This is a genomic window from Myroides gitamensis (assembly GCF_029894455.1).
Classification (GTDB): Bacteria; Bacteroidota; Bacteroidia; order Flavobacteriales; family Flavobacteriaceae; genus Flavobacterium; species Flavobacterium odoratum.
The window spans coordinates 2,993,524-3,019,251 of record NZ_JARYHN010000001.1; the positions used below are offsets into that span (position 1 = coordinate 2,993,524).

Below are 25,728 nucleotides of genomic sequence, written 5' to 3' on the forward strand. Positions count from 1 at the left end.
TAATCAAAAAATAAAAATATATAACACAACTAAATGAAAAAACCAGTAAAGACAACATTATTCGCCAGTCTTGGCTTATTCTTATTCAGCTGTAATTCGGATGATAGTACCCCAATAAAAATGGAAAAAGTATACCAACTTACTTCCATAGAACAAAACTATTATGATGAAAACGAGACCACTGATGAAAAACATTTACTTCATGTGACCTATCAATTAAAATACGATGCTGATTTTAAATTGAAAAAAATCTTATATGAAGATACAGGCTATATCAATAAGAAGGTAGTTAGAGAACAATCCTTTGAAATGCAACACGTCTTAGATGAAAAAGGAAGGTTACAAACTTTTATGATTAAAAAGCTTCCTACCCTTTTAGATGAGTATACCTATACGTATGTAGATGATTTAATCCAATCAACAACCTTTAATTTTATACAACAAGGTAAATCCGTTACAGCAACGTTTAGTCATAATGAAAACAAACAAATGGTTAACAATGACTCACAAGAAGCAGATTCACCAGGAGATAATATACGTATAGATTATACCTACAATGAAAAAAATCAAGTGAATCAATTTAAGGTTAACCGTAAAGCGAATAATAGTCAAACTGTTCAATTAACATATGACGATAAATTATCGCCCTTCTATAATCTTCCGTATGACTTGACTAGTTTACTACTCAATTTTAATCACACATTTCCTTACAGCTATAAATTTCCCAACAATATAACTTCATTAACAGAAGGCAAAAAAGTTAATGAGGCTGAATTTACTTATAATGAGGCTAATTTACCTACGAAAGCCATCTACTATGATGGACCCAAAGCAGATAATCTAGTAACCTCCGACATTACCTATTCTTATATCGTTAGAGAAGTCGAAGCAAAAGCAAAAAAATAAACTCAACATACCTTACAACCGATTAGTAACCTAATCGGTTTTTTTATTCGCACCAAGTCTTTAAACTACGCCAAGCTTTTAATTTTTCATCAAAAGTCATTCTTGCATTTGCTCCGCTAGGAGAAGGTAAGGTTACCATTGGTATCCCAACTGCTGTTCTGATGTATTTTTTGAAGTATTTTGCTGCGTTTTGGCTAGAGAACACGATCAGTTGAATACTGGGATAATCCTGAAGTAATTGCTGGATGTTATTCGGATATTCCGCCTTAATTGCGCTATCTAAACTCCCTTCTCTTTCACACGATTGTAAAACATCCCAAAGCGCTAGGTGATGATTTTGAATCAACTTCACTTTATCTGCATATACAGTTGATAGAGGTACCTCAAAAACAGCAAACAAAAGCTTCCAAAATACATTCTGCTTGTTGCCATAATATTCTTGTTGTTCTAAAGATTTCACACTAGGCATCGTCCCTAAAATTAAAACTTTAGGAGTAGCACTGAGCAAAGGTTGAAAAGATTGAATACGCCCTGTTTCCATTTGTTGATCTTCTTGTTTTATCTATACGCTAAGCGATGTTGCATAGGGCTCTGCCCTACATAGGTTTTAAAATAACGGCAAAATGTAGTCGAATCAGCAAAATGCAACTGTTCGGCAATTTGATAAATCGGCAATTCTGTTGCGGTAAGGTACGTTTTAGCCTTGATGATAACTAATTCCGTAATAACTTTAGAAATAGATTTCCCAGTACGTTGTCGTATCAAAGTCGTCAAATACTTCGGCGTCAACTTCAATTGATCCGCATAAAAACGCACGGACTTCTCCACAAGATAATGCTGATGCAGTAAGTTATAGAACTGAAACACAATACGATCCTTTCGCGAACTCGGTTGCATGGCTTGTTCTTCTTGCTGATATACTCGATTGATATGGGCAATCAAGGAATACAATAGATAACGCAACGCATCGGGTTTAAAAATAGATTCAATAGACAGGTGTTGCTGAAAAAGAGCGAGATATGATTCAAAAAGAGCTTGATCTTTTTGCTGTAAAACAAGGAGAGGTTGCTGAACCAATACACTTAAAAAATTGTAATTGGTAGGCAAAATCATCTCATCTATGGTTTGAAAGTTAAACACCAAATGAATACACTCAAAATCAGTACTGCGTTGTTGCGTAAAAACTAAACTTTGAGGCAATAAAGTGATTAGTGTTCCCTGAGTTACATTATACGCCTGCGTATTGATAGTTACACTTGCCGTTCCGGAAATACAATACGAAAGAATAATTTGCCCTTCTTGCTGTATTGCAGTAGGGTTCCACAAATTAAAGAGTTCTTGAGAAGTTAGCACTTGAATATTCTTCATCTATCTATCGTATTTCATTTACAAATATAACCTTTTGCACATTAATCCACATAAATCATCGACACCTATTCAAACTGAAATAGAGTACTTTGCACTTTATATTCGTATTTATGCAGACCAAACAGATTACAGTAAACGACAAAACATACACTTTGCACATTGCTTATCAAGGAAATGAAACGCTGCGAACAGCGTTCAATGCGATGACGTTTGATTTTTGGGAATTTACATTTGAATCCTATTATCAATCTGGATATTGGGATGATACCTGTATTGTTTTTTCTTTATTTGACGGAGAAACGATCGTTGCTCATACAACTTTGAGTCTATTTCAAACACAAGTACAAAATCAATCGCTTTGCCTTGGTCAATTGGGAACTGTTATGACCCAGCCTACACATACCAAACAAGGATTATCTCGTTTCTTAATGGAGTACATCGTTGAGGCGTATCACAATACATTAGATGGTTATTTCTTATTTGCCAATGATACCGTCTTGGAGTTTTATCCCAAATTTGGTTTTATCGCTGTTCCTGAATTTCAAGCCACAAAATCATTTCAAAAACAAGCGAATGCTTATGAAGTAAAACAACTCAATCTCACACACAAAGAGGATTTAGCCTTATTTCAGCATTACCTAAAAAATGGACAGACAGCTTGCCGTTTTGATACTCAAAATTTCGGATTAGCGCATTTCTATTGTTATGCCAATCCTGAATTCGGATTTGCAGATGCAATATTTGTACTACCTGAATTAGAAACGTTGGTTGTTGCACAACAAGAAGACGATACTTTACGGGTATTTCAAGCCTATTATTTACAGCAGAATCACATAGAAGAAGCAATAAATGCCCTAGCAACAGCACAAACAACCTGCATTGCGTTGGGTTATACCCCCACAACAAGTGGATATGACTTTATCCCATATGAAGAGGAAGACCTAACACTCTTTGTTACACCGTCTCTTGTTCCTTATTTTACGGAACAACAAACCATGATTCCACTACTATCGCATACCTAAAAAAGGAGAGCTCTCGCTCTCCTTTATAATTTAAGGAATGATTTGTTCGTCTCTCAACTTTTGAAACAACGTGTAAAAAGAATCTCGTGTAGATTGATAGGTTGTAAATCCCAATTTTCTACTTTTAGACATATCGGTTACCACTTCCAAAGGGCGACCCAAATCTAAATCTGTATGCCAAGGCGAGATGACTTGATGCAAGGGCTGTCTCTTCAATTGATGAGCCGTAACTATGGTTTCCCATAACGCTTCCTTTCCTTGTATTTGTTCTTCAAGCGGTTGTGGTTTCTCTTCATAACCTACCGCTTCTACTCCAAACCAAGACGCGAGTTCAAACCACAATTGATTCCATCGGAATACATCGCCATTGACCACATTAAATGCCTGATTAGCTGCTTGCGACGTTTCGCTCGCCCAAACGAGTTGCTTAGCCAAAATTTTCGCATCAGTCACATCAGACAACCCCTTCCACTGTGCTTCAGAACCAGGCCAAACCATAGGTTTTCCTTCTGCTTTACACAAACTCGCATATACTGCTAAGGTTGTTCCGATATTCATTAAATTAGTTCCTTTCGCGCTTCCAACGATTGTATGCGGTCTGTGAATACTCCAAGTAAAACCATCACGGCTAGCAGCTTCATACACCTCATCTTCTTGAGCATAATAAAAATTAGGTAAATCTAAACGAGGGTGTTCTTCTTTCACTGGAGTTAAAGGCAGTTTCCCACTTTTTGCATAAGCATCAAAAGGACCTAAATAATGTTTCAGTCCAGTAACCAAAGCGACATGTTGTAGGGATTTTTTATGTGATAAAGCGGTTAGAACATGGCGAACTAATGCACTATTTCTTTGAATATTTTCTTCTTCTGAAGCACCGCGTACCCAAGAGGTAAAAAAGACATGTGTCGGTGCAAGATTAGCCAATGCTTCCTGTACTTGTGTTGCATCTAAAAGGTCTACTACCACGGGAATCACTCCAGCAATCCCCACATTTGGATTGCGTGCCAATCCATACGTTACCCATCCTTGAGTAACTAATTCTTCAGCCAAATTACTTCCCGCAATTCCGCTTACTCCTATTACTAAAGCACTTTTTTTCATCTGTTCCATATTTATAGAACAAAGCTAGCTCGACTTTTAGTGCTATCCTTTGATCTACAATAAGAACGTCCCTTGATCTAGATCAAGGTTATTCTCTTTTTTTATGCTTAATCCGGCTAAATGTTTCTGGGGTAAGACCTAAAAAAGAAGCGAGTAAACTCTGTGGAATTCGCTGTATCAATTCGGGATAGGTTTGGATTAAATGGTTGTACTTTTCTTCAGCAGAATAAGTTTGAGCAGTGACTAAGCGTTGATCTTTCGTTGCCAAACTCCTCTCATATACCAAGCGAAAATAGCGTTCCATTGCAGGAACTTCTTCTAACATTTGGTCATAATTTTCACGAGACAACAGTAATAATTCACAGTCTTCTATCGCTTCGATAGCCAGCGTAGCAGGTGATTGAAATAGAAAACTCTGAAAATCAGCAATCCACCACCCCTCCCATCCAAAGAGATTGATGTTTTCATTGCCTTTTTCATCCAATACATACGATTTTAAAAGCCCATGACTCACAAAGGCAAAGTCCTTACAAACATCTTCTTCCTGTAATAAAAACTGACGTTTTCTCAATTTCTTTACACGAAAAAAAGACGAAATCTGTTCCTTTTCTGTTGGAGTTAATCGAACTTTTTGTTCAATATGTGCAAATAGATTTTCATATATCATGATTCGTCCTATCGATAGTCAAAGATACAAATCCTTCTACTGAAATGCGATCTTTTTTGACCTTCCGTTATAAATCCTATGGCACTTTTTACCAATCCTATTCGTTTTCTCCTACCTTTGCATGACACTCTTAAAAACAAAACAGCATGCATAACTTAGACGACATAGATTTAAAGCTACTCAACTTATTATCAGAAAATTCCAATGTCACAACCAAGGAATTAGCTCAACAGGTAAATCTATCCTCTACCCCTGTTTTTGAGCGTGTAAAACGATTGGAACAAGAAGGCTTCATCAAAAAGTACATTGCATTAATTGATGCGGAAAAGCTGAATCGCGGTTTTGTTGTTTTTTGTAATGTCAAGCTCAAACAACATGAACGCATCATCAACAATAAGTTTATTGAAGATATTCTAAATATAGAGGAAGTAGTAGAATGTTATAATATTTCTGGTGAATACGACTTTTTATTAAAAGTATATGCCAATGATATGCGTCATTATCAAGACTTTGTATTCAATAAGTTGGCTATGGTGGACAGTATCGGAAGTACACATAGTTCTTTTGTGATGCGTGAAATTAAAAATGATCACAACATCAAAATCAGCTTGCTGTAACAAGATAAAACAACGGTGTAATAGCACAATTACCCTCGTTATAATAGCAAAAAAACATGGTGTTATTGGTACGATAAAAAAGTACATCACAATATGCGTGCTGACAGGATACTGAAATAAAAAACAAGCATTTTACAAATTCTCTTAACTTTCAGCACATTAATTCTTAGTTTTGTAAGAAAAGAAAGTCTATGAAAAAAGTTATTTATTTATCATTACTACTCGTTTTTATGATGAGTTGTAATACCAAAGACAAATCTTCAGAGGCACTCCAATTTGAACAAAAAGAATTTGTTCAATCCTCAGATAATTGTATAGCAGATGAATGCACAACAATTAAGCTGAGTCTTCCGGTGATGACCAATGAAGATCACGAAATTGCAGCAAAAATCAATCAACATCTTGTATCAGAAATTGACAATATTGTAGCGGTTGATGACACCACTGCAACCAGTGCTTCTCTAGAAGAACTCACGCAGAACTACATCCAAAACTACAACGCTTTTGTTGCTAAATATCCTGATGAAACACTTGCTTGGAAAGCAGAAGTAGAAGGAGATATTACTTTTTACAATGCAGATTTACTCTCTATTTCCTTAGAATACTACACTTTTGCAGGTGGAGCCTATGGTTTTAAGAGTGAAAAGGCTTTAAATTTCAACCCCAAAACAGGGGATTTATATCAGGTTGAAGATTTAATAGGCAATTGGGAGGAGCTGCAAAAACTGATGGCGCTTCAACTGAAAGATAAAATGGACATTTGGACAGCAAACAACCAATTGAAATACCCCGAAAGTATTTTCTTTTATGAAGATATGGTAGGATTTATCTACAATGCGGTTGATGATGATGCACATTACAATGGTCCAACAAAAATTGATTTCCCGAAAGACCGTGTTCTTCCTTTTTTAAAGATAAACTTGGATCCCGTAAAAGCCGAAAAATAAAGCATTGACCCTTAACGCTCGACACTGTGAGTATTTATAAAAAAATTTTTCAACAGACTGCTATCTATGGTTTAGCTGCTGTTTTCCCTAAAGTAATTGGTTTCTTTTTAGTTCCGTTTCACACGGATTTGATGAAAAATGACGCATACGGAGAATATAGCGTAATTTTTTCCATCATGATGTTGTTGAATGTGATTCTATCTTTTGGTATGGAAACCGCTTTCTTTCGATTTTATAATACTCGAGACAATAAGCAAGAAGTCATCAACAATAGTATGCTCTTTTTAGGGGCAACTACTGTTCTTTTTGCCGTATTCGGGTTCTCTTTCCTTGATTTTTGGTCGACGCTCCTCCATATTCCAACCAATATTCTACACTATGTACTGTGGATTTTGATATTGGATGCTTTGGTGATTGTACCTTTCGCCAAGTTAAGAGCTGATCAACGCCCCCTGTATTACAGCGCTATTCGAATTGGAAATGTTTGCATTTATTCAGTATTGAATGTGCTATTTTTATATTTCTTGCCACAATGGGCAGAACAGGCTCCTTCATCGATTTTTGCATCCCTCTATATTGAAAATTTTCAAGTAGAATATATTTTCATCGCCAATTTAGTGGCTAGTGCCGCTACGTTCTTCGTATTTACTAAGAATTATTGGCAGCTGAATTTTAATATCAACAAGGAATTATTACAGCAAATGTTGCGCTATAGTTTTCCTGTGATGGTTGCTGGATTGGCTTTTGCCATCAATGAAAGTTTTGACAAAATCTTATTACAGCGTTTATTACCCGCAGATATTGCTTCTGCTGAAGTTGGTAAATATGCCGCTTGTTACAAACTAGGTCTTTTTATGGTGCTCTTTAGACAGGCCTATACCTTAGGAATCGAGCCTTTCTTTTTTAACTACGCCAAAAATGACGATGCACCAACTAAATACGCCACTGTAACCAAATACTTTATTTTAATGGGAAGTGCTATTATGCTTGGGGTTGTAGTATTTTCGGATGTATTAAAAGTACTGTTTATTCGCAATGAGAGTTATTGGGATGCCATGATTGTGGTGCCACTTATTATCTTAGCCAATCTATGCATGGGTATTTACACCAACCTATCCGTTTGGTATAAATTGCGCGATAAAACCAGCATGGGGGCTTATATCTCCATTTTTGGAGCGGTATTGACTTTGATATTCAATTATGCATTAATTCCTTTATGGGGTTATATGGGATCCGCTATCGCTACCTTATTAGCTTATGGATCGATGATGTTAGTATCTTATGTATTAGGACAAAAATATTACCCCATTCCTTATGATAAAAAAGCCATTGGTTTATATATGGGGTTATCTATGCTCTTGTCGTATATCTATTTCTACCACTTTAGAGAAAACTATTTCGTAGGTTTCGCTGCGATTCTCCTTTTCGGTATAGTTGTGTTTAGCCAAGAGAAAAATACCCTAAAACGAATGCTTAAAAAATAAGAAAAGCCACGCTAAGCGTGGCTTTTATATTTTAACCTAATAGGCTGTTTCTAATTTTTTGTCTTTGCTATACTTGATGGTATAACTCATTCTCACTTTTTTCACTTCATTCGGTTGTAATTGAACATCCCACGTAACTAAACCTTTCTCTGCATCCAATTTTCCTTTTGGCGATTCATCTAACGTAATCTCAATTGAATTATCCGTACTGATTGGATATTGGTCTTCTACTTGAATAGCAACTGCTTCTTTTTTATTGTTTTTTATTGTAATCTCATACGTGAACGTTTGCTCTTTTTTCGATGATAATGTTTTCGTTCCTGATTTATCTGAAATCAACGTACGACTAATTGAAATATTAGGATCTTTTCCAATGTTCAGACGTAATTTCTCTTCTGTATTTTCAGTAGATAGATACGTTTGTCCGATATTCATACCATCATAAATCACATTGGCTTGTCCTGATAATAAATTGTGTTTCCCATAATCCTTTATTTCCGCAACTAAATACGCATTAGCATCTAATTTTGGTGCAGTATAAAACTTATAGTCTCCACTAATATCAAACGTATTCAAATCAACACTGTGGCGTTTGCCATTGCTTAAGATCGAATACGGGATTGCAATGTCAAAAGTTATATTTAATTCACTCTGATTTACTGTAGTATACTCTGCCAGTGTTTGTCTATTTTCATAAGACACCTCATCTAAAGCAGCGACATAACCTTGGTTTTTTCTTACATCTTTGCGACTCATAGAAGCTGTTTCATAACTAGCACTCACTCCTACATCACCTTGAGCCATTCTCTCCATGATACGTATTTCTCCCCTATCGTTTTCATACTGAACAAACCAAGTATTCCAAGTCGGAATGGTATAATTTTGGTTTAATTTACCTGAAGTCAAACTCAATCTTACATTACGCCAATCAATACCCGAAGTTTGCACCACTTGGGCTTTATACATCATCTTAATTGGCGCGTTTATTTTATCAATACGCAAATCATACGAAGGAACCCATTGCGCTTGATTGGTGGCATAGTTAATTCGGAAAGGAACATTTCCTTCTCTCCCATTCATCACTTGTACAATTAGTTTTCCGCGACTGATGCGTTCTGATTTATCCCCACCCAACGTTAATTGTCCCTTCAAATCATTCCATTTGGCTTCAATCACTACTTTCTCCTTTTTCTTTAAGAATAAAGCATTTTGCAGTTCTTGACGCTTCTTTCCGTAGTATTCTACCCATTTAGTCACATCAGTAAACCCAAAGCTTGTAAATGTTTCGCTTGCACTTGTGCGATCCAATAAATTAATGGTTTGAGTATCCGCATTTATTGCATTAGTTATTTTCTCCAATTTTAGTTCTGCTGCTGCAATACTATCGCGTAACGGTTTCATCAAAGGGGAATTATTCACATTGTCATATTCTTCAATATAGGCATTGGAAAATTGCACAGACATTACGGTTACCTCATTGATAGAACCTACTTTAATCGTATTTTCCATCAATTGATCTGAAACATTAGTGATTACTACTTCAGACAATCCCTTTGGTAAAGTCACTTGTGTATTTTGCGTTAATTCGGCACCATCATAATACACCCGCGCGCTTTCTAAATTCGCCTTAGTATAGACGGGTTTTTGCGCCCACACCGCTACGGCACTTAATGCCATCGCTAAAACAATTCCTTTTCTCATGCTACTTTTTTTTCAATTTTTATCCAAAGAGATGTTCTACCACATCCTCGATCTTCGTTACTAAAATAACTTTTATTCCTGTTCCCGTGTATGAAATCTTGTTGTATTTGGAAACAAGTATCTCCGAAAAACCTAATTTCTCCGCTTCTTGAATGCGTTGATCCACGCGATTAATCGGGCGGATCTCTCCTGAAAGCCCTACTTCTCCTGCAAATGTTACTCCTTTTTGAATGGATATATCTTGATCTGAAGAGAGAATTGCAGCGACTACTCCTAAATCAATAGCAGGGTCATCAACCGATATTCCTCCTGTAATATTTAAGAAAACGTCTTTCTGCCCTAAGCGGAATCCCGCTCTTTTTTCTAATACCGCCAACAACATATTCAATCGCTTCAGATTATATCCCGTAGCACTGCGTTGCGGCGTTCCATACACTGCTGTACTAACCAACGATTGTACCTCTACCATCAAGGGACGCATCCCCTCTAAAGTTGCAGCAATCGCTGTTCCCGATAATTCTTCGTCTTTATGAGAAATTAAAATTTCCGATGGATTAGAAACCTCTCTCAATCCACTGCCTTGCATTTCGTAAATACCTAATTCAGCCGTAGATCCAAAGCGGTTTTTATTGGCGCGTAAAATACGGTATACGTGATTGCGATCTCCTTCAAATTGCAGCACGGTATCGACCATATGCTCCAACATTTTCGGACCAGCAATACTTCCATCTTTGGTAATATGTCCAATAATCAACACGGGAGTACCGGTCTCTTTGGCAAACTTTGTCAGTTCTGCTGTACATTCTTTAATTTGAGAAACTGTTCCTGCAGAGGATTCAATATAATCCGTATGCAAAGTTTGAATAGAATCAATAATCAACACATCCGGTTGAATTTCTTCAATCTGACGAAAGATATTTTGGGTATTGGTTTCTGTTAAGATATAACAATTTTCATTATTGGGATTGATGCGTTCTGCACGCATTTTGATTTGCTTCTGGCTTTCTTCTCCAGAAACATAAAGTACTTTAAAAGGTAAACGCAAAGATATTTGCAAAAGCAACGTACTTTTTCCAATTCCGGGTTCTCCTCCTAATAAAACCATCGATCCAGGGACTAATCCACCGCCTAACACGCGATTCAATTCCCCATCTAAGGTATTCATGCGGATTTCCTCTGCGCTGTCAATTTCCTTTACTTTTAAAGGTTTTGCTATACGCTTTGAAGTGGATGCACTAGAACTAACGGCCTTCCATGCCGTTTTCTCTTCTTTTTGAATCACCTCCTCTACCAGCGTATTCCATTCCTTACAAGTAGGACATTGTCCCATCCATTTGGGAGATTGAGCACCACAACTTTGACAGAAAAAAGCGGTTTTTACTTTTGCCATACGACCTTCTACTTTTAAATTCTAAATCTCAAATTTACAATTAAAAGTTTAGATTTGAATTCCCTCTTTTTAGCTATAAATACAGCCGTAAAAAAGAAAAATTAGGCCTGTTGATGTAAAAAACTAAACAGATAAATCTTGAATACACTGTTCACGTATCGCCCAGATTTCAGTTGTAGCATAGGGAGTATCTTGATTTGCTTGAAGCCATTGAGTCATAAATTCCTGGTGAACTCGCACTTTATATGCTCCGATTTCATCGGCTTGTATTTCGTATTCAACTAATAAATCCGATTCAAAATCTGCTGGAGAAGCCCCCGTTCGAGTAAAGTCAAAACGCTGATTCTTGTATTTTAAATAGGTATGTGCCTCAGGAATATAATCGAGTTTGTATTGAGCCAAAGTACCTCCTACCAAAGGGGTATTTTGTCCATTCATCTTAAATATCCCAAGAATTAAGTGCAAATCGGTATAGCCATTTTCTTCAGCCACCTGTTTTAAAACCGCATGTTTAGTACTGCAAGTCCCTTTGCCATCAGTAAAAAAGGAAAGTAAATCATCTTTATTGGCGTTTCGACCATAAGGTAAATCGCAAATATAGGCGGTAGCTGCTTGAAAAGTATAGACTCCGACATGGAGAAATGCTTTCGATATCACTCCTTTGGGGTGAATGTCAAAATTAAATAGTGTGTTCATTGGTTTGGGGTTACTCTTCTCAATGATGTTCCTTCACCCATCGTTGAAAATGGTCCACATAGGTTTTGCCTATGGGAATAATTTTATCGTTGATAAAAATTCGATTGCGCTCAATGGTATCAATCTGATCCAAACGCACAACATACGATTTATGAACCCGCATAAAATCATCGGACGGCAATTTCTTTTCTAATTCGAGAAACGTATCGAGAATAATGATTTTTTCTTGTCTTAAATGTAAGCACAAATAGTCTTTTAATCCTTCGATAAAAAGTAAATCTTTCAAAAATATTTTAATCAATTTCCCATCCGTTTTGACAAATAAGAAATCGGCTTCTCCTTTTACTTGTGGCGCTGAAATAGCTGGAGCACTTGGTTGAACAACAGGTTGAAAATAGTCTTTCGCTTTTTGAACACTCTTGTAAAAACGCTCAAACGAAATGGGTTTCAACAAATAATCCAACACTTGATATTCATATCCTTTTAAAGCATATTCGCTATAAGCAGATGTAACAATATACTTGGTTCGATTGCCCAAAATATCCATGATTTGCAACCCTGTCAATTCCGGCATTTGAATATCAATGAACAACAGATCAATCGTCCTCTTCTTCAAACAACTTCAGAGCTTCCAAGGCCGAAGTGCTTGAACCCACCAATAACAATTGAGGAATCTTTTTAGCGTATTCCGTCAAAAGAGAAATCGCCATGGGTTCATCATCTAAAATAAAACAGCGGATTTGATTCATAATTCAATCGTTAGGTTACAAAAATACGATGTTTCCGTTTGTGTAATCGTCAAGGTGTGTTGCGCTGGAAAATGCAAAGCTAATCGCTTTTTTATATTCTCTATTCCAATTCCTTGCTGCTTATCTTTTTGATAACTATTCACTTTATTACTCGATTCAAAAATCAAGGTACGCTCCTTTTGGGTGATAGTAATTAAAAAAGGATGATTTGGATCAGTTACTTCCCCATGTTTAAAAGCATTTTCAACAAAAGGCAACAATAAAAGTGGCGGAATTTGCAATTGAGGTTGTTGAATTTCTTTTTTTATTTTAATATACTTCTCGCCTTGTATTCGCATACACTCCAACTCAATATAGTTTTCAATATACTCGATTTCCGCTTCTAAGGACACCGTTTGTTGCTGGCTTTCATAGGTTACATAACGCATCAAATGACTTAATTTTTCAATCGCACTCAATGCTAAATCCGATTTTTGATACACTAAATAATAAATATTATTCATGGTATTAAAGATAAAGTGAGGATTAACTTGAGACTTTAAAAAATTAATTTCCGCTTCTGTTTTCAATTGCACCGCTTCTGTTTTTTCCTTTTGAGATTGGACAAACTGCACAATCAACCAAATGGTAATCGAGGGAATAATACAAAGGCTCGCAAAGTATAAATTGTCAACAATATAAAACGAAGTGGGTAAAACGGGGCTGTAATTCGTAAATCCAAAAAAGAGATTCAAGAGATATTCTTCCACAAAATAACGCAATCCAATAAAACAGCTATAAATTAAAACGACTCCCAATACAATGCGCCCAAATTTTTTGGATCCAATGAATTTTGGAATTACATACCAATAATTAAAATAGAAAATAATGGCGCTTAACAACGTAAAAACGATAGGATAATATCGAAATACAGCCTGTTCACTCTCTTCTTTCCAAAAAGCAAATTCAAACTGCAACGTATCATAATCAAAACGCGTGGCAGTGCGAATAATAAAAATAACCCAAAACACAAGATGAATGGCACTAATTTGCTTCTTTGTCATAATTGATTTGCTAAAACATGCATTAAAGGTACACGTAAAAACAAAACGAAAAGCTATTCTTCGACCAACGTCCTAAAATATCCGACCAACTTCTCATCGGAAAAAAAGATTCGTTGGTCTAAAAAAAAACACTACGTAACAGCACTTTCGCATATTTGTCTCAAACAAATAAACATGAAATACACCATCCTCTTTTTTTTGATTTCTCTTTTCTCATTTAGTCAAACTGTTCAAGTAACAGGGCAGATTTATGAAGGAGAACAACCTACTGAATTTACAACCGTGCGATTCATCAATAAGCAATCACAAGAACTCGTTCAAACCTATACGGAAGACTCTGGCCGTTTTACTCTCGCCCTAACACCAGCTTCCTACCAATTGACACTACACCAATACAACCAAGAAGTCTATCAACTGGATATTGAACTTACCCAAGATACTGACTTAGGTAAAATTAGCATTGAGACGAATAAGCTTCTAGAAGAAGTGCAAATTGTTGCGCAGAAACGTTTAGTAGAACGCAAAATTGATCGTTTGGTTTTTAATCTAGAATCGGCGGTAGTCGGTACCGGTGGCAATGCATTAGAAGCATTAAAAGTAACCCCTGGCGTTCAGGTTTCTCCGTCTGGTATTTCCATTGTTGGCAAAAATCAGGTCTTGGTATTAATTGACGATCGACCAACCTATTTATCGGGAGATGAACTTACCCGTTATTTAGAAAGCATCAGTAGTGCTGATTTAAAAAGCATTGAAGTGATCACTACCCCTCCAGCTAAATATGAAGCGGAAGGAAATAGTGGTATCATCAATATTGTAACTAAAAAAACACCCAAAGACACCTGGAATGCAACGGTAGGTTCTACTTATCAACGTGGCAAGCGAAATACGCTGCGTTACAATGCGGGTTTTAATCTAAACCAAAAAAGGTGGAAAGCCAAAGCAACGGCCAATTTTGGCGATGCACGCTTTCTTCGAACTTGGAGTAATGATTTATTCTATACAGATGAAACTTGGGAAAGCAGAGCGACAACTGATGGTAAAAACAACTACAACAACCTCAATTTTGATCTCTCGTACCAATGGAGTAAAAACTGGGAAATGGGAATTAAATTAGCCAAAAACAACTATGATTTCAAAGGAATTATGGAAGGCAAAACCACGCGTTTAAATCCAAATGGGATTCATTCTTATATTACAGAAGATTCCAAGGAACAATCCAAATCAGACCGTTTTATTCTATCCTACTTTAATGAAATTAAACTAGATACTTTAGGAAAAAAACTGACGTTAGATTTAGATTACATCAGCAGTGATCAGCCGAGTTTCAGAAATTTCACATCTGAAACCCTCAATCCTTTGCATCAAAGTATTCCCAACAGTTTGCTACAAGGAGGAAATGACAATCAAAATACCATTGACAATTATATCGGAAAATTAGATGTAGATCTACCCTTTCAAGGTTTTACTTTTAATGTAGGGGCGAAACTTGCTACTTCAAAAACAAAAAATAAATTGCTGATTTACAATTCAACTCTTCCTTCTGGCGTGCAGAACAACCAATTTGATTATACCGAAAACAATCAGGCTGTTTATGTTTCTGGTACTAAAACCTGGTTAGATGCCTTGACACTTCAAGCGGGTTTACGCGTAGAAGCCACCCAAACGAAAGGATATGCTTCAGCATTAGATCAAACCAATAGAAATAACTATGTCAAATTCTTTCCGACGCTTTATATCCAATATCAATTGAAAGAAGACCAAACGTTGGGATTCAATTATGCGAGACGAATTAACCGACCTAATTTTGAGAGTTTAAATCCTACGCGTTCTACGTACAATGCGTACAGCTATCACGAGGGAAATCCTTTCTTAAAACCAGCCTATACCACTAATTTAGAATTCATTTATACCTATAAAAAATTAGAATCAAAGTTGTATTACAGCCAAATGAAAGATGGTATTTCACAAGTTTCTCAGATTGATGCCGAAACTAAAAACTACAATTACATTTGGATGAATTATGTAGATGTAAAAGAAATTGGTTTGTCAGAAAGTATCTACTTTAAGCCAACGTCCTGGTGGAGCAGCTCGAATGAATTCACCTTGACTTACTCTTCTGCAGTTCCTATTTTAGAAAATGAAGAACGAGTAAAAGGAACAGCCGCTTATTTTTCAACCTCCAATGATTTTATTCTGAATACTGCCCAAACTTTATTTGCTGGATTTAATTATACTCAGAGTTTTAAAGGGGTATCCGATAATTTTCATTCTAAGGCGTATGCAGATTTAAACTTGAATGTAAAATATCTCTTAGTTAACAAGAAACTGGAATTGTCCCTTCAATTGAGCAATGTGTTAAACAGCGTGTATTCTACGTATAAAGAAACGACAGAAGCCATGCAGCGCTTTCAAAATAATTGGGACAATCGTGCGATTCGCTTTTCAGCGAGTTATAAACTAGGGCATAGCACCTTGAAAGTGAAGCAAAGAGCAAATGCATACGAAGAAGAACTAGAAAGAATGTAATCTTATCTTCTTCTTGTGTGATATAGAGGTAGTAAAAAGAAAGACAACGCACCTAAAACAACGACAATCGCCGTTTGTGTTGTCCACAGAATCCAGCCAAAGGCGGTTCCTGCAACAGTAGAAATATGGTACAAGACCAATAACTCTGCTAGTAGTAAGGGGAAAGCTCCAAAACCGCCATTGGTAAAGGATACGGCAAAACTTCCCGCCACAAAGGCCGACATAATCATCGGAAAGGTCAATACACTCGTTTCTGCTAAGGCCAACGTACCAAAGTAAAACGTAGCGATATATCCAAACCAGATGACTAGCGTAAAAAATAAGAACTCTACTTTCGTCGGCATTTTAAAAATGCTATTTACTCCCTCAACCAACCCTTTAAGCTTCTGTTTAACAAAAGTAATGGGCTTCCAGGTTACATACATAAATACAACAACCACAAGTGCAAATCCGACAATAGCTAGAAGTCCTAACCACATCAATTGATCTACGGGAACATATTGCAATAAGAAGTCCTTGAGTACACCATACTGTAAAATAAGCGCAGTACATACACAAAGTAACAAGCAAATTAAATCAACTACGCGTTCAGAAACAATACTTCCAAAACTCTTGTCGAAGGGAATTTGCTGGTATTTTTGCAGTACTAATGCGCGAGAAACTTCTCCAGAACGAGGCACCGTAAGATTCATGAGATACCCAATGTTGATCGCCATGAAATTCGTCGCAGTTGAAGAGGTATACCCCATATAATTCAAGGCGTATTTCCAACGATGCGCACGTGCCCAAAGGCTAATAATAGAAAAGATTGAAGCGATGATAATATAGCTGTAATCCGCGCCTTTAAAGTGCATGACCATCTCTTCAATCTGTTCTTTTGTAAATTTAGCAAAAGCGTAATAAACTAAAAAAACTCCCAACGCAAGTGGGAGTATAATTGATATGAGTTTATTAACGGTTTTCTTCAATATGCTGGATTAAGTTAGACTATTGTTTTCTTCATTTGGAAAAACAATAGAAGGTCTAAATGTTTTAGCTTCCTCAAAATCCATTATTCCATATGAAATAATGATAACGATATCCCCTTGGTGTACCTTACGAGCTGCTGGCCCATTTAAAGTAATTTCCCCGCTATTACGAGGACCAGGAATCGCATATGTTTCAAAGCGTTCTCCATTGTTGATATTCACAATAGAAACTTTTTCACCCTCAATCATATTGGCCGCTTCCAATAGAGCTTCGTCTATGGTAATACTTCCAATATAATGTAAATCGGCACCTGTTACGGTTACACGATGAATTTTTGATTTTACTACTTCAACTTGCATGTCGCGATAGTTTAGTTAAAAGATAAATTGTCAATTAATCGAACCCCTTCAATATGCGCTACAAGGAAACCTCTGTACTTATGTCCTGCTTGTTTAGCAGTAGCCACCTTTAGCGTCTCCTCATCCGCAATTGTAAAGTATTCGAGGTCAAAGGTAGAATTATTTTTAAATTGAGACTCAACAAATTGATTAACTTTTTCAATCGATTCCGTTTTAAACAATTCTTGTGCTTGTTTCAAAACTTTATATAAAAAGGTTGATTGGTGCAATCCAGTTGTAGAAATACGTTCATTTCTAGAGCTCATTGCTAAGCCATCTGTCGCTCTAAAGATCGGAACACCGACAATTGTAACTGGTAGCTGTTCTTTTTCAACCAATTTTCGGATGATTTGGAGTTGTTGAAAATCCTTCTCTCCAAAATAAGCTTTAGTCGGCTCAACCAAGTCAAAAAGTTTTTTGACAATTGTACCAACACCATCAAAATGTCCAGGTCGTTGTGCCCCCTCCATTTCGAATTCTAATCCGTCATAATCGAACTTTTTAGCTACCGTTTCACCCGCGTAAATTTCCTCTACAGAAGGTGAAAAAACAACAATTTGTTCTGATAATGAGCGGATAATCTCTAAATCTCGCTCTAAAGTTCGAGGATATTTTGCTAAATCTTCTGCATTATTGAACTGCGTCGGATTAACAAAGATACTAACTACTGTACAACCATTTTCTTGTAGGGATTGTTCCATCAAAGAAAGGTGTCCACGGTGTATAGCCCCCATTGTAGGCACTAAACCAATTGATTGGTTCGTCTTGTGAAAAGTCTCTAAATAAGCTTGTAATTCGACTTTTGTATGAAAAAGAAACATCTGCTTCGCGTTTTAAATAATGGCAAAATTAGTTAATTCGAGAAATAACTCCATAAAATTTCGTAAATTTGCACAGTTTTATTTATTTCAACAGAAACTATTTTTGAAGATGAAAGATAAGAGGATATTGTACGTATCATCTGAAGTGGTACCTTATTTAGCAGAAAATGAAGTTTCATTAATGTCTTATGATGCGCCTAAAATGATTAATGAACAGGGAGGGCAAATAAGAATTTTTATGCCGAAATACGGTAGCATCAATGAAAGAAGACATCAATTACATGAAGTAATCCGCCTATCGGGGATGAATCTTGTCGTAAATGATATGGATATGCCTTTGATTATCAAGGTAGCTTCTATACCGAAAGAGCGAATTCAGGTTTACTTCATTGATAACGATGAATACTTTAAAAGAAAATCAACGTTTTCGGACGAGGATGGCGTTCTTTACCCAGATAATGATGAGAGAGCTATTTTCTTTACGAAAGGCGTAATAGAGACAATTAAAAAATTAAACTGGGTTCCGGATATCATCCACGTACAAGGTTGGATGGCTTCGCTATTGCCAACTTATTTAAAAAATTACTATAGAGATGAAGCGATTTTTGCTGACACAAAAATTGTAACTTCTATTTTTGATGAAGGATTTGAAGGTGCTTTAAGCACATCTATGCATACCAAAGTTGCCTTTGACAACTTGCCAAAAGAAGATATTGCTGATTTCGAAAAAGCAACGTATCACAACATAATGGTTAATGCGGTTAAGAATTCTGATGGAGTGATTCTTGCGTCTGAGAACATCCCTTTAGATTTAACAAAATATATAGAATCTTCTAATAAACCTTTCTTACCTTACGCTACTAAAGAAGCATTTGCTGAGGCATATACTACTTTTTATAACCAATTTTTATAATACTAACGCATATATTCGATTTAGTAGATGAATTATAAAAGCATCGTAAAAACATTCGTAATTCTAGCAGGTATGGCTAGTTTACAATCATGTGACAAAGATTTCAGTGAAGTTGGAGGAGATATCATCGGAGATAACAACTTAAATATTGACACCTATCAAGTTCAAAATATAACAGCTTACACCCAACCTTATGGTGCTTTGAGTACCAAAAATTTACCTAACGTTCCTTTTGGTTCAATTGACAATGGTGAATTTGGTCGAACAAACAGCAGTTTTGTAACACAAGTACTGTCTTCATCTACTTCTTTTGATTTGATGAAAAGCAATGCGGTTATTGACTCGGTTTATGTTTATATTCCTTACTATGCGCAATATGACAAGGTAGAAGATGAAATTACGTATTACAAATTATTAAACGTAACAGGAGATGGAAGCTTCAATTTAGAAGTATATGAGAACGGATATTATCTTAACAATGTGAATCCTGGTACAGGAAAAGATTTAGAATATTTTTCTGATGCTACAGCACAGTTTGAACAATTTAAGAAGCCAACCCTTCTAAATAATTCAAACGACACCAAGCAGAATACTGATTTTTCTTTTACTAAGCGAAACATTATCATTTACAAAAGAGATGACAAAGGGAATATTGTATATGATGAAAAGACAAATAAACCGACTGAACAAGAACGATTAGCTCCTGGAGTATGGTTAGACTTAAACAAGGATTATTTCAAGAAATTCGTAGACAATACAGACCTTTACAAAGATCAATCTCAGTTTAAAAACCACTTCCGCGGTTTGTATTTCAAAGCTACAGGAAATAGTTCAATAGGCGCTTTAGGCTTACTGAATATTGCCCAAGGTAAAATGGTGATTAAATACCACCAAGAAATTGAAGAAACAAATAACGAAGGAGAAAAAATCAAGAAAACACAACGTTTAAGTATCACACTTCCATTCACGAAAGATGCTGTAAGTGATAGTTCATTCGATTCTCATATCAATGTCAGTTTAACCACTACAGAAGGAAATACGCATACGCAAGAAGGAGACAAAATCAATGGGGACCCGTTTTTGTATATCAAAGGAAGTGAAGGAAATGTTGCCGTTATTGATTTATTCAGTGCCAATGGTTTTGAAGAATTAAAAGCGCTTAAAGAGAAAGAATACTTAATTAACGATGCAATTCTAACTGTTCATGTTGATCAAGCAACCATGAACAAGAATCAAATTCCTCAGCGTCTATATTTGTATAACTATGACAACGGAACGCCTGTTTCTGACTTCTTGAATGACAATAGTGCCAATGCAGATTACAGCAAATTGGTATATGGAGGAATTTACCAAACAGCGAATGAAGAAACGAAAGTAAAAGGAAACTTTTACAAGTTTAGAATCACAGAATATATTCGTACGCTATTAAAAAGCAAAGAATTAAAAAGTCCAAAATTAGCAATTGCTGCAACCTATAATTACAACGATGTTTTATTAAACACCGTTACAAAAGGAATCAATAGCAAATTAAAGACAGAAATACCTAACACACCTGAAAACGTAACTTACGTGCCTACACTGTCGGCAGCATACCCTATGGGTACCGTAGTTTACGGAACGAATACTAACTCAGACAAAAAAATGACACTGCAAATATTTTATACTAAAACTAAAAACTAATTATTTATGTGTGGAATCGTTGGATACATAGGGCATAGAGATGCATATCCGGTAATCATCAAAGGACTAACTAGACTAGAATATCGTGGATACGATAGTGCTGGATTAGCTGTTTTTGATGGAGAAACGATTAATCTTTGCAAAACAAAAGGAAAAGTTGCTGATTTAGAAGAAAAAGCTACAGATGCAATTAAGAAAGGGACAATAGGAATTGGTCATACACGTTGGGCAACACACGGTGTACCTAATGATGTAAATTCGCACCCTCATTTTTCCAACTCAGGTGAATTAGTCATTATACACAATGGAATCATTGAAAACTATGATTCATTAAAACAAGAATTAATCAAACGCGGTTATATCTTTCATTCAGAAACAGATACCGAAGTATTAATTAACTTGATAGAAGACGTTCAAAAAACGCAAAAAGTAAAACTAGGAAAAGCAGTTCAAATTGCATTAAACCAAGTTATTGGGGCTTACGCAATTGCTGTAATGGATATCAAAAAACCCAATGAAATTGTAGCGGCTCGTTTAGGTAGCCCCTTAGCTATTGGAATTGGTGAAAATGAGTACTTCATTACCTCTGACGCTTCTCCTTTTATCGAATACACGAATAATGCTATCTATTTAGAAGACGAAGAAATGGCTATTATTCGCTTACACAAGCCATTAAATATCCGCAAAATCAAAGATGACTCTTTGGTTAATCATTATGCTCAAGAGCTTCAATTGAACTTAGAGCAAATTGAGAAAAACGGATACGATCACTTTATGTTGAAAGAGATTTACGAACAACCAGACGTAATCCGCGATACATTTAGAGGGCGTTTACTTGCTGATCAGGGCTTAATTAAAATGGCGGGTATCGAAGACAACCTAGATAAATTCCTCAATGCAAAACGCATCGTTATTGTTGCTTGTGGAACATCTTGGCATGCTGGATTAGTAGCAGAATACATCATTGAGGAGTTTGCAAGAATCCCTGTTGAAGTAGAATATGCTTCTGAATTCCGCTACAGAAATCCAATCATCAGTAGTGATGATGTCATCATTGCAATCTCACAATCAGGAGAAACAGCAGATACCTTAGCAGCTATTAAATTGGCAAAAACTAAAGGTGCTTTCGTTTTTGGTGTTTGTAATGTAGTAGGGTCTTCAATATCAAGAGAAACACACGCAGGAGCTTATACACATGCGGGTCCAGAAATTGGAGTTGCATCAACTAAAGCATTCACTACGCAAATTACAGTGCTAACTTTAATTGCTTTGCGTTTAGCTAAATCCAAAGGATCTTTATCTAATTCAGAGTATTTAAAATATTTACACGAATTAGAACTAATCCCTGAACGCGTAAAAGAAGCATTAGTACAAAACCAAGAAGTTTTAAAGATTGCAGAAGTCTATAAAGACGCTACAAACTGTTTATATCTTGGAAGAGGGTACAACTATCCAGTTGCCTTAGAAGGAGCTTTAAAACTAAAGGAAATATCATATATCCATGCAGAAGGTTATCCAGCTGCAGAGATGAAACACGGTCCAATTGCATTAATTGACGAGCATATGCCTGTTATTGTAATTGCACCCGATCAAATGCACTATGACAAAGTGGTAAGTAACATCCAAGAAATTAAAGCGCGCAGTGGAAAAATCATTGCCGTTGTAACCAAAGGAGATAGACAAGTGAGAGAATTAGCGGATCACGTAATTGAAGTACCAGGTATTTCAGAAGCGTTAACGCCTATTTTAACAACAATTTCACTACAATTATTGTCGTATCACATTGCAGTTTTAAGAGCGTGTAACGTTGATCAGCCTCGTAATTTAGCGAAGTCTGTAACGGTTGAATAACTATAAAATGCGAACCCAAATCGGGCTCGCATTTTTTTATATATAAATAAATTTTTAATCATTTTCATATTAAGAGAAAAAAACTATCTTTGCACTCTGAAAAAGTAGTTTTTTTCACTAAACGTAAATAGCTGTTAAATAAATACATAAGCAATGTCTAAAGTTACAGGAAAAGTTGCGCAAGTTATCGGACCAGTAGTTGACGTAGTCTTCAACACTGAGAATGCCGAACTTCCAAAAATTTATGATTCATTAGAAATCACTAAACCAGATGGTTCTAAATTAGTACTTGAAGTACAATCACACATTGGAGAAGATACAGTTCGTACAATTTCAATGGACTCAACAGACGGATTAAGTAGAGGTTACGCAGTAGCTGCTACAGGATCTCCTATTCAAGTTCCAGTTGGAAAAGAGGTATTTGGTAGATTGTTTAATGTTGTTGGAGACGCTATTGACGGTCTTGGTAACTTACCAAAAGCAGGAGCGAACGGATTACCAATCCACAGACCTGCACCGAAATTCGAAGATTTATCTACATCTACAGAAGTATTATTCACTGGAATTAAAGTAATCGATTTAATTGAGCCTTATGCAAAAGGGGGTAAAATTGGATTATTCGGTGGAGCTGGAGTAGGTAAAACAGTATTGATTCAAGAGTTAATTAACAATATCGCAAAAGGTCACGGTGGACTTTCTGTATTCGCAGGAGTTGGAGAGCGTACACGTGAAGGAAACGACTTACTACGTGAGATGTTAGAGTCAGGAATTATCAAGTATGGTGATGACTTTATGCATTCTATGGAAAATGGAGGTTGGGACTTATCAAAAGTTGACCGTGAATTAATGAAAGACTCTAAATGTACTTTCTTATTCGGTCAGATGAATGAGCCACCAGGAGCACGTGCACGTGTTGCCTTATCAGGATTAACAATTGCTGAGTTCTTCCGTGATGGTGCTGGAGACGACCAAGGAAAAGACGTACTTTTCTTCGTTGACAACATCTTCCGTTTTACACAAGCAGGATCTGAGGTATCAGCGTTATTAGGACGTATGCCATCAGCAGTAGGATACCAACCGACATTAGCAACAGAAATGGGTGCAATGCAAGAGCGTATTACATCTACTACAAAAGGATCTATTACATCAGTTCAGGCGGTTTATGTACCTGCGGATGACTTAACTGACCCGGCGCCAGCTACAACTTTCGCCCACTTAGATGCTACAACAGTATTGTCTCGTAAAATTGCTGAGTTAGGTATTTACCCTGCAGTAGATCCATTAGATTCTACTTCTCGTATCTTATCTCCAGAAATTTTAGGAAATGAGCACTACGCTTGTGCACAACGTGTAAAAGAAATCTTACAGAAATACAAAGAATTACAAGATATTATTGCAATTTTAGGTATGGAAGAGTTATCTGAAGAAGATAAATTAGCAGTACACAGAGCACGTCGTGTTCAACGTTTCTTATCTCAACCATTCCACGTTGCTGAGCAATTTACAGGTATCCCAGGAGTTCTTGTAGATATTAAAGATACAATCAAAGGTTTCAATATGATTATTGATGGTGAATTAGACCATTTACCAGAAGCAGCTTTCAACTTAAAAGGTTCAATCGAAGAAGCGATTGCAGCTGGAGAGAAAATGCTTGCTGAAGTTTAATAATCACTTAAAAAACAACTATTATGAGATTAGAAATTGTATCACCTGAAGCGACCTTATTTGCTGGAGAAGTTACTTCTGTATCGGTTCCAGGTGTTAATGGTGAGTTTCAAATGTTAAACAATCACGCGGCTATTGTCTCTTTATTGACAAAAGGAAACGTGAAGTTTACAGGAACTAACATTTCTATTAAAGAACCATTTAATTCGAAGTTCGTTAAAGTTAGCAACGATACCTACCACTTACCTATCAACATGGGTACAGTTGAATTAAGTGATAACAAGATTATTATTTTAGCTAATTAATTAGCGAATAACCCATAAAAAAAGCCCGATTCTAACGAATCGGGCTTTTTTATTATAAATCCAAATTAGCGAATACCTTTTTTCTTACGTTTTAGCCCATTATTGTAATCCTTAGCAATTATCTACAACTTACTAGTGAAGTATCAAATTAAGCCCTATAAAGCTAAAAAAGAGAGCCTATTGCAGACTCCCTATGACAGCTACATAGTCTTTCTTACCTAAAAAGTAATATTAATTCACCTAGCTACTTAAAGAACAACGTGATTTCGTAGTTTTTTGAATACAATCTACATGTACAATAGGATTTCCTTGACATCTCACTGCATCAACTTCATTTACTCCTCGAAGTTTAGTATCATCAATATACTTCGTACTTCCATCACAACTTAAACTAAAAGGCTCTTGCCTTTAGCTATCACTTAATAATTTCCAACTGCCTTAAAAACTTATATAAATTGATTAAAATTATTTACCCATAGCATTGCATGTACAAGACAACACACGCTAACCAAATAAAAAAAGAAGAAGGAGACTAGATTATGAAAATTATAAATCCGATTTTTCACTACATTCAGCATAGCACGGATTAATTACAGGCAATAAAAAAAGCCTTACAAGATATCTTGTAAGGCTTTTTTTATTTGCTCCCCCTCTTGGGCTCGAACCAAGGACCCTCTGATTAACAGTCAGATGCTCTAACCAACTGAGCTAAGGAGGAAGGTATTTTATACCTACCTAAAGGTTACACGTTTAAAGCTTTTGCTTTGCTCCCCCTCTTGGGCTCGAACCAAGGACCCTCTGATTAACAGTCAGATGCTCTAACCAACTGAGCTAAGGAGGAAGGTGTGTTACCTTTATTGCGATGCAAATATAGTGTGTTTTCTGCTTTCTGCAAATATTTTGCACAAA

At 36.2% G+C, this 25,728-nt stretch carries 24 protein-coding genes and 2 tRNA genes; 11 read left to right on the top strand and 15 right to left on the bottom strand.

Annotated features, from left to right (window positions below; translation table 11 throughout):
- Nucleotides 1-33 precede the first annotated feature (33 nt).
- Nucleotides 34-906: a hypothetical protein gene (locus M2306_RS13340; RefSeq protein WP_259187605.1), complete on the top strand. Its 873-nt coding sequence runs from the start codon at nucleotides 34-36 to the stop codon at nucleotides 904-906.
- Nucleotides 907-949: 43 nt separating this feature from the next.
- Here the strand turns inward: M2306_RS13340 and M2306_RS13345 are convergent, their stop codons facing one another.
- Both M2306_RS13345 and M2306_RS13350 read right to left on the bottom strand, forming a co-directional pair.
- Nucleotides 950-1,447 carry a DNA-deoxyinosine glycosylase gene (locus M2306_RS13345; protein WP_115092268.1) on the bottom strand — a complete coding sequence of 166 codons (498 nt, stop codon included), beginning with the start codon at nucleotides 1,445-1,447 and terminating at the stop codon, nucleotides 950-952.
- Between the two features lie 17 nt (nucleotides 1,448-1,464).
- Nucleotides 1,465-2,274: a helix-turn-helix domain-containing protein gene (locus M2306_RS13350; protein ID WP_259187604.1), complete on the bottom strand. Its 810-nt coding sequence runs from the start codon at nucleotides 2,272-2,274 to the stop codon at nucleotides 1,465-1,467.
- Nucleotides 2,275-2,384: 110 nt separating this feature from the next.
- On the opposite strand from M2306_RS13350, the gene M2306_RS13355 reads away from it, so the two are divergent.
- Nucleotides 2,385-3,296, top strand: a complete 912-nt coding sequence (locus tag M2306_RS13355) for a GNAT family N-acetyltransferase (protein ID WP_259187603.1) — start codon at nucleotides 2,385-2,387, stop codon at nucleotides 3,294-3,296.
- A 30-nt stretch (nucleotides 3,297-3,326) separates the two neighbouring features.
- On the opposite strand, the gene M2306_RS13360 is transcribed toward M2306_RS13355, so the two are convergent.
- Entirely contained in the window at nucleotides 3,327-4,397 is a 1,071-nt protein-coding gene (locus M2306_RS13360; protein WP_259187602.1) for an SDR family oxidoreductase, read from the bottom strand.
- An 88-nt stretch (nucleotides 4,398-4,485) separates the two neighbouring features.
- Nucleotides 4,486-5,064 (bottom strand): Crp/Fnr family transcriptional regulator, encoded by a 579-nt coding sequence (locus M2306_RS13365; protein ID WP_115092266.1) that lies wholly within the window; start codon nucleotides 5,062-5,064, stop codon nucleotides 4,486-4,488.
- Nucleotides 5,065-5,210: 146 nt separating this feature from the next.
- On the opposite strand from M2306_RS13365, the gene M2306_RS13370 reads away from it, so the two are divergent.
- The 3 genes from M2306_RS13370 (at nucleotide 5,211) to M2306_RS13380 (ending at nucleotide 8,112) form a co-directional block, all read left to right on the top strand.
- Nucleotides 5,211-5,681: an Lrp/AsnC family transcriptional regulator gene (locus M2306_RS13370; RefSeq protein WP_002989261.1), complete on the top strand. Its 471-nt coding sequence runs from the start codon at nucleotides 5,211-5,213 to the stop codon at nucleotides 5,679-5,681.
- Nucleotides 5,682-5,872: 191 nt separating this feature from the next.
- Nucleotides 5,873-6,628 (top strand): PdaC/SigV domain-containing protein, encoded by a 756-nt coding sequence (locus M2306_RS13375; protein WP_115092265.1) that lies wholly within the window; start codon nucleotides 5,873-5,875, stop codon nucleotides 6,626-6,628.
- A gap of 26 nt (nucleotides 6,629-6,654) precedes the next feature.
- Nucleotides 6,655-8,112, top strand: coding sequence for an oligosaccharide flippase family protein (locus M2306_RS13380; RefSeq protein ID WP_259187601.1), 1,458 nt, complete (start codon nucleotides 6,655-6,657; stop codon nucleotides 8,110-8,112).
- A gap of 36 nt (nucleotides 8,113-8,148) precedes the next feature.
- Here M2306_RS13380 and M2306_RS13385 read toward each other — a convergent pair whose 3' ends face one another.
- The 6 genes from M2306_RS13385 to M2306_RS13410 all read right to left on the bottom strand — a co-directional run bounded on the left by M2306_RS13385 (nucleotide 8,149) and on the right by M2306_RS13410 (nucleotide 13,691).
- The gene (locus tag M2306_RS13385; RefSeq protein ID WP_259187600.1) at nucleotides 8,149-9,813 is read right to left on the bottom strand and encodes a DUF4139 domain-containing protein; all 1,665 of its coding nucleotides are present in this window, start codon (nucleotides 9,811-9,813) and stop codon (nucleotides 8,149-8,151) included.
- Nucleotides 9,814-9,832: 19 nt separating this feature from the next.
- The gene (gene radA, locus M2306_RS13390; protein ID WP_115092262.1) at nucleotides 9,833-11,203 is read right to left on the bottom strand and encodes a DNA repair protein RadA; all 1,371 of its coding nucleotides are present in this window, start codon (nucleotides 11,201-11,203) and stop codon (nucleotides 9,833-9,835) included.
- A gap of 123 nt (nucleotides 11,204-11,326) precedes the next feature.
- Nucleotides 11,327-11,899: a hypothetical protein gene (locus M2306_RS13395; RefSeq protein ID WP_259187599.1), complete on the bottom strand. Its 573-nt coding sequence runs from the start codon at nucleotides 11,897-11,899 to the stop codon at nucleotides 11,327-11,329.
- A gap of 19 nt (nucleotides 11,900-11,918) precedes the next feature.
- Nucleotides 11,919-12,515, bottom strand: a complete 597-nt coding sequence (locus M2306_RS13400; protein WP_498882885.1) for a LytR/AlgR family response regulator transcription factor — start codon at nucleotides 12,513-12,515, stop codon at nucleotides 11,919-11,921.
- Complete coding sequence (locus tag M2306_RS13405) at nucleotides 12,496-12,648, bottom strand: hypothetical protein (protein WP_498882886.1); 153 nt, start codon at nucleotides 12,646-12,648, stop codon at nucleotides 12,496-12,498. The genes M2306_RS13400 and M2306_RS13405 overlap by 20 nt, the downstream gene beginning before the upstream one ends.
- Complete coding sequence (locus M2306_RS13410) at nucleotides 12,645-13,691, bottom strand: sensor histidine kinase (RefSeq protein WP_259187598.1); 1,047 nt, start codon at nucleotides 13,689-13,691, stop codon at nucleotides 12,645-12,647. Before M2306_RS13410 ends, M2306_RS13405 begins: the two co-directional genes overlap by 4 nt.
- Before the next feature lie 174 nt (nucleotides 13,692-13,865).
- On the opposite strand from M2306_RS13410, the gene M2306_RS13415 reads away from it, so the two are divergent.
- Entirely contained in the window at nucleotides 13,866-16,217 is a 2,352-nt protein-coding gene (locus tag M2306_RS13415; protein WP_259187597.1) for a TonB-dependent receptor domain-containing protein, read from the top strand.
- A 2-nt stretch (nucleotides 16,218-16,219) separates the two neighbouring features.
- Here the strand turns inward: M2306_RS13415 and M2306_RS13420 are convergent, their stop codons facing one another.
- The 3 genes from M2306_RS13420 to panC are packed head-to-tail and all read right to left on the bottom strand — an operon-like array spanning nucleotide 16,220 to nucleotide 18,405.
- On the bottom strand, nucleotides 16,220-17,137 hold the full coding sequence (locus tag M2306_RS13420) for a lysylphosphatidylglycerol synthase transmembrane domain-containing protein (RefSeq protein ID WP_374759758.1): 918 nt from the start codon (nucleotides 17,135-17,137) through the stop codon (nucleotides 16,220-16,222).
- A gap of 57 nt (nucleotides 17,138-17,194) precedes the next feature.
- Nucleotides 17,195-17,545: an aspartate 1-decarboxylase gene (gene panD, locus M2306_RS13425; RefSeq protein WP_002989232.1), complete on the bottom strand. Its 351-nt coding sequence runs from the start codon at nucleotides 17,543-17,545 to the stop codon at nucleotides 17,195-17,197.
- Nucleotides 17,546-17,556: 11 nt separating this feature from the next.
- Nucleotides 17,557-18,405, bottom strand: coding sequence for a pantoate--beta-alanine ligase (gene panC / locus M2306_RS13430; protein ID WP_259187596.1), 849 nt, complete (start codon nucleotides 18,403-18,405; stop codon nucleotides 17,557-17,559).
- Nucleotides 18,406-18,514: 109 nt separating this feature from the next.
- Between panC and M2306_RS13435 the strand changes: the two genes are divergently transcribed.
- From M2306_RS13435 to M2306_RS13455, 5 genes are all read left to right on the top strand, one after another.
- On the top strand, nucleotides 18,515-19,318 hold the full coding sequence (locus tag M2306_RS13435; protein WP_036462935.1) for a glycogen/starch synthase: 804 nt from the start codon (nucleotides 18,515-18,517) through the stop codon (nucleotides 19,316-19,318).
- A gap of 27 nt (nucleotides 19,319-19,345) precedes the next feature.
- Complete coding sequence (locus M2306_RS13440; RefSeq protein ID WP_259187595.1) at nucleotides 19,346-20,998, top strand: DUF4270 domain-containing protein; 1,653 nt, start codon at nucleotides 19,346-19,348, stop codon at nucleotides 20,996-20,998.
- 6 nt (nucleotides 20,999-21,004) lie between these two features.
- Nucleotides 21,005-22,849 carry a glutamine--fructose-6-phosphate transaminase (isomerizing) gene (gene glmS, locus M2306_RS13445; RefSeq protein ID WP_115092255.1) on the top strand — a complete coding sequence of 615 codons (1,845 nt, stop codon included), beginning with the start codon at nucleotides 21,005-21,007 and terminating at the stop codon, nucleotides 22,847-22,849.
- A 153-nt stretch (nucleotides 22,850-23,002) separates the two neighbouring features.
- Complete coding sequence (atpD, locus tag M2306_RS13450) at nucleotides 23,003-24,514, top strand: F0F1 ATP synthase subunit beta (protein WP_115092254.1); 1,512 nt, start codon at nucleotides 23,003-23,005, stop codon at nucleotides 24,512-24,514.
- A 23-nt stretch (nucleotides 24,515-24,537) separates the two neighbouring features.
- Nucleotides 24,538-24,819 carry a F0F1 ATP synthase subunit delta/epsilon gene (locus M2306_RS13455; protein ID WP_002989214.1) on the top strand — a complete coding sequence of 94 codons (282 nt, stop codon included), beginning with the start codon at nucleotides 24,538-24,540 and terminating at the stop codon, nucleotides 24,817-24,819.
- A gap of 644 nt (nucleotides 24,820-25,463) precedes the next feature.
- On the opposite strand, the gene M2306_RS13460 is transcribed toward M2306_RS13455, so the two are convergent.
- Nucleotides 25,464-25,537: transfer RNA gene (locus M2306_RS13460), tRNA-Asn, on the bottom strand.
- A 49-nt stretch (nucleotides 25,538-25,586) separates the two neighbouring features.
- A tRNA-Asn gene (locus tag M2306_RS13465) sits at nucleotides 25,587-25,660 on the bottom strand.
- Nucleotides 25,661-25,728 lie beyond the last annotated feature (68 nt).